Origin of the sequence: Serratia sp. BFP-2025 (genome assembly GCF_050880365.1) — a bacterium.
In the GTDB taxonomy this organism is placed as follows: Bacteria; Pseudomonadota; Gammaproteobacteria; order Enterobacterales; family Enterobacteriaceae; genus Serratia; species Serratia surfactantfaciens.
On record NZ_JBPAFV010000001.1, the window covers coordinates 45,728 to 63,696 of the forward strand.

At 50.3% G+C, this 17,969-nt stretch carries 14 protein-coding genes; 13 read left to right on the top strand and 1 reads right to left on the bottom strand.

Going from position 1 to position 17,969, the window contains the following annotated elements:
- Positions 1-75: 75 nt before the first annotated feature.
- The 12 genes from ACRAWE_RS00230 (at position 76) to ACRAWE_RS00285 (ending at position 17,053) form a co-directional block, all read left to right on the top strand.
- Positions 76-597 (top strand): phage tail terminator-like protein, encoded by a 522-nt coding sequence (locus ACRAWE_RS00230; protein WP_019455563.1) that lies wholly within the window; start codon positions 76-78, stop codon positions 595-597.
- A gap of 126 nt (positions 598-723) precedes the next feature.
- The gene (locus ACRAWE_RS00235; protein ID WP_019455562.1) at positions 724-1,386 is read left to right on the top strand and encodes a phage tail protein; all 663 of its coding nucleotides are present in this window, start codon (positions 724-726) and stop codon (positions 1,384-1,386) included.
- A 73-nt stretch (positions 1,387-1,459) separates the two neighbouring features.
- Positions 1,460-1,813 (top strand): phage tail assembly chaperone, encoded by a 354-nt coding sequence (locus tag ACRAWE_RS00240; protein ID WP_019455561.1) that lies wholly within the window; start codon positions 1,460-1,462, stop codon positions 1,811-1,813.
- 68 nt (positions 1,814-1,881) lie between these two features.
- The gene (locus ACRAWE_RS00245) at positions 1,882-2,115 is read left to right on the top strand and encodes a DUF1799 domain-containing protein (RefSeq protein ID WP_071532865.1); all 234 of its coding nucleotides are present in this window, start codon (positions 1,882-1,884) and stop codon (positions 2,113-2,115) included.
- Positions 2,116-2,170: 55 nt separating this feature from the next.
- Positions 2,171-4,615 (top strand): phage tail tape measure protein, encoded by a 2,445-nt coding sequence (locus ACRAWE_RS00250; protein WP_154747713.1) that lies wholly within the window; start codon positions 2,171-2,173, stop codon positions 4,613-4,615.
- A gap of 74 nt (positions 4,616-4,689) precedes the next feature.
- Positions 4,690-5,031: a phage tail protein gene (locus ACRAWE_RS00255; protein WP_019455558.1), complete on the top strand. Its 342-nt coding sequence runs from the start codon at positions 4,690-4,692 to the stop codon at positions 5,029-5,031.
- Positions 5,032-5,039: 8 nt separating this feature from the next.
- Entirely contained in the window at positions 5,040-5,792 is a 753-nt protein-coding gene (locus ACRAWE_RS00260; protein ID WP_154747712.1) for a phage minor tail protein L, read from the top strand.
- Between the two features lie 2 nt (positions 5,793-5,794).
- On the top strand, positions 5,795-6,505 hold the full coding sequence (locus ACRAWE_RS00265) for a C40 family peptidase (RefSeq protein ID WP_019455556.1): 711 nt from the start codon (positions 5,795-5,797) through the stop codon (positions 6,503-6,505).
- Positions 6,502-7,122, top strand: a complete 621-nt coding sequence (locus ACRAWE_RS00270) for a tail assembly protein (RefSeq protein ID WP_060441078.1) — start codon at positions 6,502-6,504, stop codon at positions 7,120-7,122. Before ACRAWE_RS00265 ends, ACRAWE_RS00270 begins: the two co-directional genes overlap by 4 nt.
- 54 nt (positions 7,123-7,176) lie before the next feature.
- Positions 7,177-12,894, top strand: a complete 5,718-nt coding sequence (gpJ, locus tag ACRAWE_RS00275; protein WP_154747711.1) for a TipJ family phage tail tip protein — start codon at positions 7,177-7,179, stop codon at positions 12,892-12,894.
- Positions 12,895-12,951: 57 nt separating this feature from the next.
- Positions 12,952-14,985, top strand: a complete 2,034-nt coding sequence (locus tag ACRAWE_RS00280; protein WP_432524330.1) for a prophage tail fiber N-terminal domain-containing protein — start codon at positions 12,952-12,954, stop codon at positions 14,983-14,985.
- Positions 14,986-15,106: 121 nt separating this feature from the next.
- Entirely contained in the window at positions 15,107-17,053 is a 1,947-nt protein-coding gene (locus ACRAWE_RS00285) for a hypothetical protein (protein ID WP_154747710.1), read from the top strand.
- Positions 17,054-17,131: 78 nt separating this feature from the next.
- On the opposite strand, the gene ACRAWE_RS00290 is transcribed toward ACRAWE_RS00285, so the two are convergent.
- Positions 17,132-17,545 carry a DoxX family protein gene (locus ACRAWE_RS00290; protein ID WP_019452262.1) on the bottom strand — a complete coding sequence of 138 codons (414 nt, stop codon included), beginning with the start codon at positions 17,543-17,545 and terminating at the stop codon, positions 17,132-17,134.
- 192 nt (positions 17,546-17,737) lie between these two features.
- Here ACRAWE_RS00290 and ACRAWE_RS00295 point away from each other — a divergent pair, with 192 nt between their 5' ends.
- On the top strand, positions 17,738-17,968 hold the full coding sequence (locus ACRAWE_RS00295; RefSeq protein ID WP_025159532.1) for a (4Fe-4S)-binding protein: 231 nt from the start codon (positions 17,738-17,740) through the stop codon (positions 17,966-17,968).
- Position 17,969 lies beyond the last annotated feature (1 nt).

A 17,969-nucleotide genomic window follows, 5' to 3' on the forward strand; every position in this document is an offset into this window, starting at 1 on the left:
TAATTTAAAAAAATAATAAAATAATTCTTTTCGCTTCGAATTTTATCATGTAGCTTGATAACATCTGAAGTTGGCATGCATGAGGCATTAATTCTAATTTTTCTATTCTCGTTGATAAAAACACCATATAAGATTGTGTCAATTCCTGATGGGCATGAGAGGATTTATGGATTAAATTATTTGGAGGTTGTGTTGAGTACCTTAAAGATAAAAGATTTGTTTGAGTCGGTACTGTTGCAATGGGCGGAAAAAAACAATATCGACTATACGTTGGCAAATTTCCCTGTTGAGGGAAGTGCGGTGTTGCATCTTGAGCCATTTATTGTTCCTGCAGTCAATCAGGGGGTCGGTGTTTCTCAGGATGTGACGATATACAGCGGTAATTATCAGGTCAATATTGTGATCAAAAAAGGCGAGGGGAGCCATGATGGCTATCTGTTAGCGGAGCGGGTGTTGTCACTTTTTCCCAATGGTGCTGAGCTTTTCGATGATTATTTGAGCTGCAGTATTAATGCCCCGGCCAGTATTTTACCTGCTATTCAAAAAGAAGATAGCTATATCATTCCTGTTAGTATCAGTTATTGGTCTCAGTCATGAATTTTCTAATGCGCTGAGACGTAACCGATTATAAATGTAATGAAGAAGTACATCAAAATGATGTCTTTCTTTTTATCTGCTACCGCCTCCTGGCGGTTTTTTTATATCTAAAAATGGAGAGTTACCATGAGTTTTGCATTACCTAATGGCGCAACTGTATTTGCCGGTATCCCTGCTACTTCGACGGTAGCAACGACGGCGGTTAGCAACGCTAATGGCGCTGTATTTACTCTGGCCACAGGTCATGGTTTGAAAATTGGGGACATTGTCATTGTCAATTCAGGCTGGGGGCTGATTGATGACTTGGTTGCCAAGATCACAGCCTCAACCGATACCAGCGTTACTATTGGTGCGATCAATACTTCGGATGTGAAGTTTTTCCCTGCCGGTATCGGTAAAGGTGCACTGACTAAAGTCGCCAACTGGACCCAAATTCCGCAAATTACCGAAGTGGCTCAGTCGGGCGGCGATCAACAATATGCTCAGGTTCAGTTTCTTGAGGATGATCGTCAACGCAACCTCGCGACATTCAAGGCGGCGAAAACGCAAACCTTTACCTTCGCTCACGATTCGACACAGCCAATTTATAGCGTGTTGCAGAATGCGGATCGTAATGGCGATGTTTTGGCATTTTATATGTACGTCCCTAAAGCTAACGAACTGCGCTATTGGTCAGCAATTCCATCTTTTGACCCTCAACCAACAACGGCTGTCAACCAGGTGGAAACTGTGGCTGTATCGCTGGCAATTCAGTCCAGCGACATGACTTTCTATAAAACCACCCTTTAATCGGTACGGCAAACAGGTCTTATCTCGGTAAGGCCTGTTTTTCAACGACACTATTTTTGCTTGGAGCTTTTTCATGATGACTGAATTTACCCTTAACCCAACCCCAACCTTTAGCATTGACGTCGCTATTCCGCGTGCGGGAAGCGAGGATGGAATATTGACATTTTCGTTCAAACATAAAAAACGCAGCCAATTGGAAACGCTGGAAAAATCGCTGCGCGAAGCAACCGAACAGCAATTGGATGCGGGTAGCTACAACAATGAACCTATGGCCGATTTCTTGCACGAAATTTGTGATGGATGGGCATTGCCCGACACGTTGAATAGAGAAAGCATTATCACATTGCTTGATAACTATCCGCGCGCGTTTGATGCAATTGCCACTGCGTATACCAAAGAGTTGATGGTGGTACGGGAAAAAAACTGACGGCGCTTGCCGAGGCTTTCTACACGCTTAAAACCCCTCCCGAAGAACTTGCCGCATTTGGATTAACGATAGATGACTACGAAACGGTCACTCTGGAAATCTGGCCGGATATGGTATCAGCTGTCACTATTTTCCAGATGATGGCGACGCAGTGGCGTATCGGAATGAATGGTGTCACCGGGTTGGATTATAACTGTCTGCCTTGGTTAATGAAGGTTTATGCGGTAGATGACGAGGCGAGCACATTAAATGATATCCGTATTATGGAAAACGCAGCGCTAAGAGTCATTCACCGAAAATGATCGCCTGCGAGGGTGCCAGCCCCGTGCTGGCTTTTGTTGTGGCGAGGAGCCAGACATGGCAGATATTGCAACCATGACGCTGCGTATTCATACCGGTGATTTGCAGCGTGCGAATAAAGAATTGAACGACTTGCAACGTAACGCTTCGGCAACCGTCGGTAAAATCGATGTGCTGAATCGCGCTTTTCGCAGTGGGGCGCAGGATCTCCGCCGCTATAGTGATAGTTTACATCAGATGTCGACTCGGCTGGGTCCGTTAAATAATGAATTGGGCAAGTTGATTCGGCAGCAACGTCAAACCCAGAGTTCAGTTTCCCGCAGCGCCTTCGATGAGCAAGGTTTAAGGCGCCATGGGGCGGCGCTGCAGCAGCTTAGGAGGCAAATGGGGCAGCAAGCTGCTGATATGCATACTGGTAATAATAATGCCAAAGCCTATAAGGAAACATTAAACACTCTATCAACCAATATGTTGGGTTTGGTGTCGTCATTGGCGTCGGGGGAGCCTGTTTGGAAAGTTGCGCTAAATCATGGGGCACAACTGGTCACTTCATTTGGTGGCGTAAGCAATACGTTGCAAGCATTACGCCCATTGTTGGTGACCACTAGCGCCGCTTTGGGTGGGGTCATCGGTGGTGTCGCAACGTTGGCCAGTTGGGGCTATAACGTCCGTGAATCATTCGACAGTATGCGAACTTCCATCATTATGACCAACGGCCAGGCCTTCAACTCGATTGGCCAAATGGAGTCTCTGGCAGTTTCTATCGGTTCAATGACGAACAGCAGTATCAGTTCGAATGAAACATTGCTCACGTCTTTGAACCGTTTGGGACGTTATTCCGCGCCGCAGATAGGCATTATTGCCAAAGCAACGCAGGATCTTGGTGCGGTGACCGAGGTGACCGCTGAAGAGGTTGAAGCCAACTTCCGCAAAATAGCGGACGATCCCGTTAAAGGATTGGCGGAGTTGGGTAAGCAGTATGGCTTTGTCAACGTTGAGATGTTAGAGCATGTCTCTCGTTTGGTTGATGCTGGGAAAAGCACCGATGCGGCTACGTTGGCGATGCAGTTCTATGGTGATGAGACCGGCAGGCAGTCTGCGGCTATCATGGAAAACATGTCTCCGCTGTCGCTGATGTGGATGGACGTTAAAAAATGGGCTTCTGATGCCGCACATGGCGTTGGCGTGGATATGTTGGCCATGGCCAGGCTGGTGAAAGATATCGTGGGCACGCTTATCGATGAAGTCAGGCTGTTAATCACAAAAGGCGATGGATTGATTTCCGGCTTTATCGTTGATTCTTTGGGGCCTATAGCCAAGATGGCCCACGTTGACTTTCTTAACGGTTTTATTGAGACGAATAAAAAAATTGTTGAGGACAGCCAGAAGACCTCCGCTAAGTTAGAGGAGAGCATCTTTCAGGGGCACGCAAGAATCAGTGCCGGCCTTGCAGGTTATCGTGAGGCCATGACGGCGGAACAACCGCCTGTTCACAAGGGGGACAGCCGTGAGCAAATAGACACGTGGCTGGGTAAGCGCAATAAACGCTCCGGATTTTATTCACCCACGGCGGTAGCGGCCCCTGTCTCGTCGGCGAAAGGGCAAGAAAAGCCCGACTACGGCCGTATTGCGGGGGATTACATTAATCAACAACGCTCGAAATCCCAGCAAGTACTGCAAGAAAGCGGAGTGAGTGACCGTGAATTGCAACGCCGTCGTGAGCTTCAGCAGTTGAGTCGGGAGAATAAAGAAAACCCGTTTGCTGCAAATATGATGAGTGAGCTGGCAAACACATTTGCTGCTGAAGATAAGGTTCGTGGCGACTGGCTCGCCGGTGCACGTAAAGGATGGAGCGAATATCTGGATACTGCGACCAACGTTTACGCCTCTATGGCGGATGTTGGGCGAGCCACCTTTAACGGCCTTTCCGGAATGTTGACGGATATGGTCACCACAGGGAAAACCAGTTTTCAAGAGTTTACTTCCTCTATCTTGAAAATGATCGTCCAGGTTATCAATCAGTTGTTGGTGGCGTTTATGGTGCAAAAAGCCATGGGATGGATTGCCCGAGACGCTTCTTCGGGCGGTAACACTCCTGGGGCGGTGCCGATGGGGTTGAAGTCCTCCGGTGGGTATACCGGTGATGGCGGCAAGTATGATGCTGCCGGCGTTGTGCATCGCGGTGAGTTTGTCATGACCAAGGAGGCGACGCAGCGTATTGGCGTAGGTCATCTTTACGCCATGATGCGCGGCTACGCTGACGGTGGTTTGGTCGGCGAGCGTGCACCGATGTTCGGACTGAAAGGCGATCGGGGAGGCGGTATTACGGTAAATAGTACTGTGGTGATGAGCCAGGATGGCAATGCGCGTAACGCCGGTGAGCCTCCTGCGGGAGGGATGGGGAAAATCGTACAGGGTATCGTCAACCAAGCGATTACCGAACGGTTGAGCAAAGAACTAAAACCGGGGGGATTGATTTGGAATGCCTCGGGAGCGCGCTGATTTTATCGGTGCTAAAACTACGAAATATACGGTCACAACCCGCTACGGCGGGTTTTTTTATGTCTGGAGTAAATATGCCAATCGATACTTTTCAATGGCGCACGCAGGCGGCACCTGTCGGCAACTTTTTTCACAATGTCCGCAGCGCACAGTTTGGCGACGGATATAAGCAAATCAGCAGCAATGGGTTAAACAGCGTTACCCAATCCTGGCAGCTGGTCTATACCGGCCACCCTACGGTTACGGAGTCGCTGTTGTCTTTTTTAAATGCGCATGTGATCCGCGCCTTTTTCTGGACGCCGCCCGGCGGCAGAAAAAATCTGTTTAGAGTCAAATCTGACTCCATCACGGTATCACCGCTTTCACGCAATGTGTTTTCGGTGAGTTTTACCTTTGAACAGGCCTTCGGGGTGTAGGGGGAGCCATGTCATATCACAACGATGTGCAAAAATTAGAGCCCGGTGAAGTTATCCAATTGATTGAAATTGATGGGACCGGTTTTGGCGCGGACATCCTGCGCTTCCATGCGCACAGCCTTCCTCGGGAATCTGAGGAGCTTGCCGCGTCTGCAGGGGATGAGCAACGCCTGAAGCCCAGGTCAATTTGGTGGCGGGGCCAGGAATATGAAGCTTACCCGTATGAAATTACCGGCTTGGCCACGACAACTGACGGTTCACAGCCTACGCCGAAACTGCGCGTTGCTAATATCAGCAATGTGGTGACTGCGTTATGTCTGGCGTACAGCGATCTTGTCCAGGCCAAAGTCTCCGTGCATCAAACCTTTGTGAAATACCTTGATGCGCGCAACTTTCCGGCAGGCAATTCGCTGGCGGATGCCAGTCAGGAACGGGTGCAGGTATTTTATATCGATAGCAAAACTGCTGAGACTAACACCGTCGTGGAATTCCAACTGGCCACACCCTTTGATTTGCAGGGGCAACAATTGCCGTCACGGCAAATCCATGGTTTGTGCACGTGGTGTATTCGCGGTTGGTATCGTACAGGAAGAGGTTGCGACTACGGCGGCGTTGCCGGCTTCGACAAAGATGATCAACCGGTGGACGATCCCGCGTTGGATGTCTGTGGCGGCCGTGTTTCCTCATGCAGAAAAAGGTTTGGTGAAGCCCAGCCGCTCTCCTTCGGTGGTTTCCCTGGTTCAAATCTTTTAGGGAAATGAGCATGCAAGAACATGTTATGCAGGCCATATATGAGCATGCCCGCTCGGTGTACCCGAATGAAAGCTGCGGTTTTGTGGTACTCAGTGGTCGTAAAGTACGGTATTTGCCGTGTGATAATGTGGCTGACAGCCCGCTGGAGGGGTTTGTTATTGCTCCGCAGGACTATGCTCGTGCGGAAGCGTGTGGGGAAATTATTCGCATTATTCACAGCCATCCCGATGTGCCAAATGTAGTTCCTTCTGAGTTGGACCGGGTTCAGTGCGATCATTCGGGTATTGTCTGGGGCATTTTGTCGTGGCCTGAAGGGGATTATCTCGAAATTGCACCGCGTGGCGATCGTCCGTTGATTGGCCGCAACTGGCTGCTGGGACATGCCGATTGCTGGTCATTGATCATGGATTATTACCACCGGCAGCATGGAATCATGCTGAATAATTACTCCGTAGAGCATGAGTGGTGGAGAGATGGTCATACCCGACTCTATGACGAGCATTGGTATCGTGAAGGGTTTCGTGAATTTGCGGGAGAAATACGGCCGGGTGACATGATCATGATGCAAATTTCAGCTCCGGTGACAAACCATGCGGGGATTTATTTAGGGGATAGCATGATGTTGCATCATCTCTATGGCCAGTTAAGCCAACGTTATCCCTATAACGGCTATTTCCAAGAACGAACGGTACGAGTGGTCAGGCGTAAGGAGTTGTTATGAACAAGGTAGCGAGAACAATCAGGTTAGGAGGCCAACTGGGCAAGCGGTTTGGCAAGACTCACCGGTTGGTGGTCGAAGATACTTGTGAAGCCTTGCGCGCGTTGTGCGTCACGGTCGAGGGGTTTGAGAAATATATGATGGGCGCTCATCGCCAAGGCATTCACTTCGCTTTTTTCAACGGTGATCAAAATATCGGGGTTGAAGAGTTCGCAACCTCGAAAGGTGATGCCGTGATCCGCATCATGCCGATCATTGCGGGCAGCAAGAACGGCGGCATGTTCCAGATAGTGCTCGGCGTTGCCGCTTTGATAGGGGCATTTTATACAGGGGGCGGCACGTTGGCGCTTTGGAAGGCATCCATGGCAACTTCTCTCACCGTTTCAACGCTCAGCATGATGGGTGCTTCCATGGTGATGGGCGGTGTCATCCAGATGCTGACACCGCAACCCAGCTTCGGCATGTCTGTTTCACAATCGGTGGAGAACAAACCCTCGTATGCTTTCGGTTCCCCGGTCAATACCACTGCACAGGGCTACCCTGTGCCCATTTTGTACGGTGAACGCGAGATCGGGGGAGCGGTGATCTCAGCGGGCATTTACGCCGAAAACCAACAATAGGACGTTTCTTTATTCATCACGGTCGCTCAGGCGGCCTTTTTTTATGGGCGCAATATGGCACAGACACTTATTCGCGGGCGCAAAGGTGGTGGTGGAGCGGCGCATACACCGGTCGAATCACCTGATGACTTGCAGTCCAATGCAAAAATTAAAATCCTCCTGGCGTTATCGGAAGGTGAGATCGCCGGCGAACTAGACGGCACGCGCATTCTGCTGGATGGCACGCCGATACACAATGCCGACGGCAGCGAGAATTTCACCGGACTGAAATGGGAGGTGCGCAATGGTACGCAAATGCAGGATTACATTCAGGGGATGCCGGACGTTGAGTCGGAAACCTCCGTCAACGTAAAACTGACGACGACCAATGCCTGGACACGTACTTTCACTAATACCGACATTGATGCATTGCGCATTCGGATGGGATTTCCATCGCTGTTTCGTTATGAAAATAACGGTGATATGCATGGCGCGGTTGTGGAATACAAAATTGAACTCTCTACCGACGGCGCTGCTTATCAAACGGTCGTTGCCGGAAAAGTAGAGGGCAAAACCACCAGTTTGTATGAGCGTGACCATCGGGTTAACTTGCCCAAGGCAACAAACGGCTGGACGTTGCGTGTAAGTCGTCTGACGCCGGACTCCACCAGCAGCAAACTGGTAAATAATACCCAGGTTCAGACTTATACCGAGATCGTTGACGCGAAGTTTCGTTATCCCAATACGGCACTGCTGTTCATTGAGTTCGACGCAGCTCAATTCAACGCGGTCCCTAAAATTACCGTCAGGCCAAAAGGCAAGATTATACGCATTCCCGCCAACTACGATCCGTTGGCTCGCAGTTACTCCGGCGCTTGGGATGGCAGTTTCAAATGGGCTTGGAGCAACAACCCTGCCTGGGTGTTCTACGATATTGCGCTTGATAAGAACTATGGGTTGGGGAACCGGGTTTCCGCATTGGAAATGGACAAATGGGGACTCTATCGAATCGCCCAGTATTGTGATGAGCTCGTCAGTGACGGACTGGGTGGTGAGGGTAAGGAACCACGCTTTTTGTGCGATGTGTATATTCAATCTCAGCAAGATGCTTACACCGTCTTACGCGATATTTCGGCTATTTTCCGCGGTATTACCTACTGGGGTAACGATCAGCTATTTGCCTATGCGGATATGCCGCGCGATATGGATTTTGTCTATTCGCGAGCCAACGTGATTAACGGTGAGTTTACCTATGCCTCAGGTTCTTACAAGAATCGCTATACCTCGGCGTTGGTCAAATGGGGAGATCCATCCAATCATTATGCCGAGGCCGTTGAGGCGGCCTACGATAACGATTTGGTTAAACGGTATGGGGTGAACCAGACCGAAATAACGGCTATTGGCTGCACACGCCGGACCGAAGCTCATCGCCGCGGTCGCTGGGCTATTTTAAGCAATGCCAAAGATCGTACCGTCAGTTTTAACGTTGGACTGGACGGCAATATTCCTCTGCCTGCGCGTATTATCGGCGTCGCGGACGCGATGTTGGCCGGTAAGGCCAATGGCGGCAGGATCCGAACTGCACAGGAACGAACAGTCGTTTTGGATCGTGAGGTCGAGTTTACCGCGGGCGATCGTTTGTGCGTCAATCTGCCGGATGGCACGGCCCAACGCCGCACCATTGCCAGCATTGCCGCTGACAAGAAAACCGTAACGCTCACTGCGGCTTTTCGTCAGCAACCGGAAACGGAAGCGGTCTGGAGCATCGATTCTGACGACCTGGCCGTTCAACAGTTCCGCGTGATTTCAGTGCAATCCAACGATGACGGCACTTTCACCATCAGTGCGGTAGAGCACGATCCAAATAAATACGCGTTTATCGATAACGGTGTTCGGTTGGATTCTCCGCCGCTTACTGTCACCCCCCCTGGCACGATAGCCGCACCCGCCAATATCACTCTTTCCCGGTATGACTATGTCAGCCAAGGGATCAATATCGCCACTCTGCGCGTGCAATGGGCGAGGGTGACCGGTGCGCTGAAGTATGAAGCGCAATGGCGCAAAGACAGCGGCAACTGGGTGAATATCGGTGCGACCTCTTCGCTGGGGTTTGAAGTCAACGGTATTTTCGCAGGCAATTATGATGTTCGGGTGCGTGCGGTTAATGCAGTCGACGTCTCCTCACCTTGGGGCCGCTCAGAAACCACCTATTTGGCCGGTAAAGAAGGGGCACCGCCGCGAATCGTTGGGCTGCGCGCTTCTATCGATCGGGTATTTGGTATCCAACTTTCCTGGATGTTTGGTACAGGGGCTGAGGATGGTCTGAAAACAACGCTAGCCGTTGCTGCACGAGCGGATTTCTCTGATGAGAAACTGTTGGCAGACGTGCCTTATCCGCAAAATAACTATGACATGCAAGGACTCAGGGCGGGGCAAACGCTGTATTTTCGCGCGGCGTTTACGGATAAAAACGGCTTACAGTCTGAATGGACGGAGTTTGTACGCGGCATTTCCTCCGATAAAGCGGATATCGTTTTGGAACAGATTGCCAACAGCATTACCGAGACGGAGTTAGGTAAAGAACTGTTGGATAAAATCTCCAGTCTGCCGTCCGATCAAAACGTTCAGGATCTGGCGAATAAGATCGCTAAGGCGCAGCGTGACATTGAGCAAAACAAGGAGGCACTGGCCGGCGATGTCGGTGCGTTGGAGCAGGCTCTCGAGAGTGTTAAAGAACAAGTTGCCGGCACCAATACCGATCTGAACATGACCGTAGAAGGTTTGCAGCGCAACCTGGAGCAAATCAGCAAGGCGGCGATTGAGAATAGCCTGACACTCGATTTGGCACGCACTGATTTGACGATGGCGAAGCAAACGTTGGCCGGAGATATTCAAGATGCCCGGCATGAGCTTAGCGGGACGCGAGCGGCTCTGCAGCGGGCCGATACCGAGCTACAGGCTAAAGTAGACGCATTGACCGGCGGTGACGGCACCAGCATTGCAGAGGTGATTTCTCAGGTTAGCGTCTTGCGGGAACAGGACCAAGCGCTGGCAGAGCAATTGGCTGCCGTCGTGGCCAAATCAGCGGGCAATGCGGCGCAAATTGCTCAAGAAAAGCAGGCAAGGAGTGATGCCGATGAGGCAATGTCCCAAGTTATCAATTCGGTAAAAGCCGTTTCCGATAAGCAGCAGGGAACGATCGCCCAATTGGAACAAACGCAGGCAGATGCTCAAGCGGCGTTGGCCAAAGTGGAATCGGATGTGGCCGCCAGTGCCCAAATTGTCGATGACCATCATGCGGAACAAGGTCGGGTTAATGCGGCCGTTACGGCAAAAACGGAAGCATTGGCTAACCAGCAGCAGGCAATGGGTGAGCAGTTGGGCGGATTGGGCGCCGAGTTTAGCGATAATCAGGCCCAGGTTACGCAGCAACTGAAGACTTTGACGGATAGCGAGTCGGCTCTGGCACGGCAACTCAGTGCCCTGGAATCACAAGCGGGCTCCAATACGGCAGCGATAGCAGCGGAATCGCAGACTCGCGCAGAAGCTGACAGCGCTCAGGCGAAAGCGCTTAACACGTTGGGAACGGCCGTTGATGGCCAGGCTTCGGCCATCAATGTACTTCAGCAGGCAGCCAGCAATGCCGAGAGTTCAATGGCGGGCATTACGCAATCGCTGGAAGCACTCAGCAAAGCGGATATCGAGAACGCATTAAATCTTGATAACAGCAAAAAAGATCAGCACGAAGTTAACGCCACGATTACCGTCCAACAGCAAGTTCAGGCCGATCAGTTGGCGTCTCAGGCACGGCAGTTGGCACGTTTGCAGGCCAACTTTGGTGATGTTTCTGCAGAACTCCAGCAAGAGTTAACCGTGCGTGCAACGGAAGACGGCGCGCTGTCACGACGTTTGGACTCGCTCAATAGTCAAGTGGGCGATAGTCGTGCAACCTTGGCCCAACTGCAGCAGGTTGTCAGCGATGCCGAAAGCGCACGGGCGGGAATGACGCAGTCGCTGGAAGCCTTGAGCAAAGCGGATATTGAGAATGCGCTAAACCTTGATAACAGCAAGAAAGAACAGGTTGGGGTAAACGCCGGGCTTATTTCGAAACAGGAGGTTCATGCCGACAAGCTGGAGTCGCAGGCACGGCAGTTGCTTATGCTGCAGGCTAACTTTGGCGATGTTTCTGCCGGGCTGCGGCAGGAGCTCACCGTACGCGCGACCGAGGACAGCGCATTATCACAACGGCTGGATTCACTTAATAGCCAGGTAGGGGAGAGCCAGGCTGCAATTACGCAGCTGCAGCAAACGCAATCTGATGCCGATAGCGCCAATGCCAGTCTGTCACAATCGTTGGCAGCGACGGCGAAAGCCAATATTGAGCTGGCATTGAAGCAAAGTGGGGATGTTCAGCAACAAAACACCATTACTGCGGGGCTCCAGACTCAACAGACGGTTTTGGCCGATAAGCAACAAGCGCAGGCTAGGCAGTTGATTGGCTTGCAGGCCAATTTTGGTAGCGTTGCGGCTAAATTGGCCACAGAGTTGACGGTAAGGGCGCAGGCCGATAGCGCTTTGGCACAACAGTTGACGACGTTAAGCGGCACGGTTGATGAGAATCAAGCGAACGTTGAACAACAGCTGCAGGTTTTGGTGGATACGGGTAGCGCTCAGGCAAAACAGCTTACCGATATATCCAGTAAAACAGAGGGAAACCGCGCTGCACTGACCCAACTGGCGAAAACAGTTACCGATAACCAATCGGCCTCTTCACAACAGATTGTTCAACTTAATACTGAAGTGGGTAAGGTCAAAACCAATCTGCTGAATGAAAGCAGCGTACGTTCAAGCGCCGATAGTGCATTAGGACAACGTATTGATCACGTGACGGCGACCGCCGGTAATAACACTGCGGCGGTACAGGAGGTCAAACAGGCACAGGCTTCATTGAACGGAAAGATATCGGCATCATGGAGTTTGAAGGTACAGGTTGACAACGCAGGGCGGCAGTTTGTTGCAGGGATGGCGTTGGGCGTAGATGGCGCGGGCAACAGTCAGTTCTTGGTCCAGGCGGATCGTTTTGCGTTGCTGAATAATCCAAACGGAAGTGTCTCCTCCCCGTTTGCCGTGCAAAATGGCCAGACGTTTATTAACGCCGCGTTTATCGCCAATGCTTCGATAGACAGTGCAAAAATAGCACAGGAAATCACGTCGTCAAACTACGTTTGGCATGACGACCCCGCTTATCGGCAGGGATGGGCGATCAATAAGAATGGTTATGCCACGTTCAGTAATATGGATGTGCGCGGACGTATTTTCGCCACTTCAGGCGTATTCAACAACGTGACCATCAATGAGAACTGCGATGTCAGAGGCAAGGTTTATGCGAATAGGATAGATGGTGATATTGCCAGCATGCAGGCATTCAGTGCCCAGACGCTACGCAAGCATGATGGCGTATATACCTACGTCTATGCGGGTGGAATGAACTATGCCGTGAGACTCGTCATTCCCAATATCAAGGTCGTGTATTACAGCAGCCCGCGAGGTTCGGTATGCAATATGCGAATCAAACTGAATGGGAATATCCTTCGTCAACATCGATTCAGTAGAGTGAGCGGAGGGGATGTTTATGAAGATGCTATTTCAATCGATATTCCAGCGTATGCCGGCGAGCAGCAAATTAGAATTGAGACTGACGCTATGGATGATCGAGATAGCACAATAGTTTCCTCTTTTGTCATGATGGTTTTCCCTCTTAAGAATAATAGGTTCTGGTCCTGGAGAGGATGAATGTTCTTTGGCGTTTAATTACCTTAATTTAATTTTTAGAAACATGGAGAAATAAGTATGTGGTATAAAGCGGGTAAAATTAATGTTGTCGCTAATAGCGCCTCTGTTTCTGCGACCGGCACACAATGGGGAGATGCAAAGTACGGCGTGATGCCGGGGATGATGTTGCTGGCACCAGATAATAAGCTCTATGAAATCAAGAGCGTTAACAGCAATGCTTCATTGACCTTGAACAGTAGTTATTCGGGTGAGACGGCCAATGGGCAACCCTATGCCATCATTACGACTTACGAAGGAGATATCAGTCAGTTCTCTGCTCGATTCAGCGCCTTGCTAACCTATTTTCAGGGAAGTCGTAGTGAGTTGATCGATGTCTTGACTGGTACCGGCGACGTTAAATTAACCAAAGAAGATGGTTCGTTGATCACTGTACCTTCGTACAGCAAATTGATGGCGGATATGCAAGACAAGGCGCTTGTTTCCATCGATCGTTTACGCTTTGCGATGCCGGTGACAACAACGGCAGATGTCACTTATTTGTGGGGGACGCTGGTGAACTTCCCGCAAAATGGCGCAACGGTGAGTATAGATATCGTTGGCGGGGCGGGATTTAATGGCCAGGTTTACAATAACACTGGAGCACAGGTTATTATCAGAACGGGGACGCAGAATAACGTTGTTAATTCACGTGGGCGCATTTCAGCTAGAGTGGTTCACTCAGGTAATGAAGTTATTATTAAAGCTCTTTCTTTAGTAGAAACATCGGCAAATAATTACGATGTTTATGTGACTCTGGGCAGTTTCATGGCCTCCAACTACTATACGGTGCAAGGAGGGTCACTTTCGACCATGCTGAGCCGTTGGGTCAACAAAGGGACTCGTTTCGAGGGCGACCTTCCTGCCAGCAATATGAACGTGGGAATCTATGCGCAGTATGTCGAGAGTTTGGCAAACAAGAAAATAGATCTGCAGAAGTGCATTTGGGCTGGCGATGGTACCGGGATTGGCGGCACTTCTGTGCACAAAGATGATGCGTTTGAAATGCTCAACCGTTTTTATCGGATAAATCAAGACTCGGCTAACTATCCAGGTGGTGCGGGTAACGTAGCGGTGGTTTCCCTGCCGCTGGATGGCAGCCCATCGGCGGCTTATTTGGCGGTGAGCGGGCAGCGGCATGCCTGGGTAGGGCAAGGAAGCAACTATGGGGAAAATAAAGGAAAAATATTCTGGCAGCGCGTGTTTACCGATCTCTATGCTCCTGCCGTTTCGGAGTTGAGAAATGGCAAAGATTACGGATTGACGGGGGCAGTCACCGCTGCAGCTCGGCTTAATTTAGATTCGCTATACCAGTCCAGTCCGTTGATGGTGATTAATGACGCTATTAATCGACCGGCGGAATTGGGGGTGGGCGCCGCGTTTATTAAAGTTGAAAGCTGGAAAGTGGATGGCGGAGCGGAGCCCGGTTCGCTTCGCACGCGGCAGGTGGTTTCCGGTTATGGCAGCCTTGGTTCTGAAAGCGGCAAGGTTTTTACCCGGGTGTGGAACGGTACGAAATGGACTGGATGGATTAAGGACTGGACAGAAGCGACGACGACGGTAGATGGCAACGGCTTTATCAAGAAAGCTTCGCCGATTGCTCGCTTGTCCAGCGATCCGCAGCGCATGAACAGTGATTTTTTAGCCGGCTTTATGCTTGCCGGCGTAGCGGCGATCAATCCCGAGGCGGCGGGAGTCACTGCAGAAAAGCTCACGACTGGCGTTTATCGCCTCACTGGTGCTCGTGGCTTCGCAAAGGAGGGGTGGACGTTTGAAATACCTCAAGATGGCAACGGCAACCGTTTGTGCTTCGTAGAGACGGAGACTGACGACGATGGCGTCGTCACGGTCAGAGTCAGTAAACGGCGATTCGATGCAGATACGGCGATGGTTATTGCCGGTGAGCCTATGGATATTCCGGCGGGGCGCTGGATCGATCTACGACTGGATGTCCTTCAGAATCAGGAAGTTGATGAGAAGGAAAAACATGCGGCAGATTTTCGCGATATTGATCTTGTCGATGCAGATGATGCCAACGTTGGACCTTTGCAGTAATTAGAATCGACTATTTATTTCTCTCTTTCGTGAGTTGCTAATTATAAATATGTCATTAACGGCAGGCATTGGCACGCCTGCCTTTTAATCATGATGCAATTGCATATCAAGGAATTTAAGCATGTGGTACAGAACGGGAAAAATTAATGTTGTCAGCAATGGGACATCCGTCGCAGGGGTGGGGACGCAATGGGCTGACGCAAAAAATGGCGTGATGCCTGGGACGATTTTGCTGGCTCCAGACAATCAACTTTATGAGATTAAATCTGTAAGTAACAACAATCTCTTTGTATTAAGTTCGCCTTATGCAGGTTCGACGGCCACTGGGCAAGATTACGCGATTATCACTACTTATGAAGGTGATATCAGCCAGTTTTCCGCAAGATTGTCAGCTTTGCTAACTTACTTTCAAGGAAGCCGCAATGATTTGATGAATTTATTGACTTCATCAGGTGATGTCACCATAGAAAAAGACGATGGGCAACGCATTATCTTGCCGGGATATAGGAAAGTGCTCGATAGCATGGATGTCACGGTTAAAAAAGTCATTAATAACACTCGTTGGAAGATGCCTGGTACGGCAAAGAACCCAGGATGGTATTTGCTTGGTGAAATCAGCAAATTTACGCAAGGTGGAAGTACGCTAAAGATCGATGTTACCGGCGGACCAGGTTATAACGGAGCTTGGATCCATAATGCGATGGCGAGTATTGTTATACGTACCGGTGATGGGCAAGTTTCGACTGTCAACGCAGCTGGACGAGCGGGGGTGACATGTTGGAACGCACTGCAAGAGCGTGCGGCGGTCATTGACGTTTGTTTGATTGAGCGAACGGCGAATATGTATGAGGTACATGTCAATCTTGGTAGCTTTATCAATCAGTGTTTCTATGAGATTTCTAGCGTAGATATGGCTATGGTCGATAACTGGAATCATGTCGCCACCAAAGATAGCGTTATACCTGAGAGCCCTCTGGGTAAAAAAGTGATTGCGAACTTGACCGATGCAACTGTCGTCGATCGTGATTATCTCGACAGCCGGTTGATTTCAAAAGGGGAGTTTGGTCTGGGAGCAGGTGCCCAGCATAAAGATGATGCTTTTCAACGAATTTACAACATGTATCGAGTGACGCCGGCCTCTGACAATGCTCCACTTCCCAACAACATTTTTGGCTGTGTCTCACTGCCGATCGATGGTGGCCCAACAACAGGGTATATGGCTGTGGGCTCATCGGGAGCACTCTTTACCGGTGTATCCAACTCGGTATCGGCGGGGAAAATCAGCTGGGGGCGAACCTTCGGTGATACCTGTTTGCCTACGGTATCGGATATTTCCAACCTGAAAGATTGGGGATTGACCTATGGTGTAACGGCAGCGAGAAAACTGGATTTTAATGATCGATACTTCTCGCGCAGAGGGATGGTAGGAACGGATCCTTTGGGGAATCCGTTCAAAGATGTCGGGACGTATTTTCTGGATGTGTATGGCTGGAAAGTCGGTCAAGAAGACACCAAAGAAAATTATCGAGCGGCGCAAACTTGTTACGGTTATGGGGTGTCGGGAAACCAGAGTGGGAAGATGTTTTTGCGTACCTGGAATGGCACCGAGTGGAGCAAGTGGTTCAAGGTTTGGACAGAGGCCTCCACGATCACGGACACCAATGGGTATCTCAAACCCGCCTCCCCGGTAGTCAAGCTCTTTGGTGATGGCCGCAGCGTATTCAATGAAGACGTTCTGGGGGTAAAAACGGAGAGGCTCAGCGAAGGGGTTTACCGCATGGCAGGGACGCTCGGATTCAATGCCGACCCAATTTGGGGGGGGATAAACGGTGGGATTGAAATCCCATTAGACAGTAACAAGCAAGCATTGATTTGGGTTGATTATCAGGTTGAAACCAATGGCGATATCATTATTCGCAGTTATCACCGTACCCACGACGGTGTTCCTGTTTTCGCGCGGAATATTAAAGAAGGGTATGTGGATGGTCAGCCTATCGACATTCCTGAGGGACGTCATATCGATCTGCGCGTACAAATGCCCGAATTCCCCATAGCGGCAGAGGTGTAAGCGAGACAACGTCTGATAGGCAGCGGAAAAGGGAGGAACGTCAATGGCAGCAGGAGCTGCCATTGACGTATCGATGAATTATTTATTAAATATTTTATAGTCCAGCGAATAACGGCCGGCGCCGGTCACCGCCAGCAACAGCAAACCGCCAATGATGCTGATGTTTTTAAAGAAGTTGATTTCGTTACCCATCATTTCCATGCCGGTCATCTTCCAGAACGGATGGCCGATAAACGCAGTGCCCAGAACATACAGGGCGAAAATGACCGCGATAGGGCGAGTAAACAGGCCGAGAATAAGCGCGATGCCGAAAATAAACTCCACCACCACGGCGATAATCGCCGCCAAATAAGGCATCGGCGTGCCATAACCTTCCATCGCCGTGACGGTCGCACCGAAGTTGACCAGTTTCATCCAGCCGAAAATGATAAACAGAACCATCAGTAGAATGCGGGACAGCAGAATTACGCCGTCTTTTGAGCTATCACCCATTTCGAACTCCTTAGCCACTGTCGAAATTATGTTGTCTTGCTGATTAAAGATTAGATCAATTTACGTTTTTTTCTAGCGGCGGCGGGCGGTTGCGCCTCTTTTTTCGGTGAGCGAGACGCGTGGTGAAGCCGGCGACATTGCCTATACTTGAGCCTGGAGCAAAAACAATAAAACAGGCAATGTGAGGCCATGATGGACGAGGAATTGACCGCAACCGGTTACCGCCGTTATTCCGGCGATAAGATTGACGTTTATTTTAACAGCGCGATATGCCGCCATTCCGCCAACTGCGTGCGCGGCAACGCGGCTATTTTTACCCTGAACCGCCGCCCGTGGATTATGCCGGACAATGCCGACGCGGCGGAGGTGAAACGCGTTATCGACACTTGCCCCAGCGGCGCACTGAAATATAGGGAGAAATAAT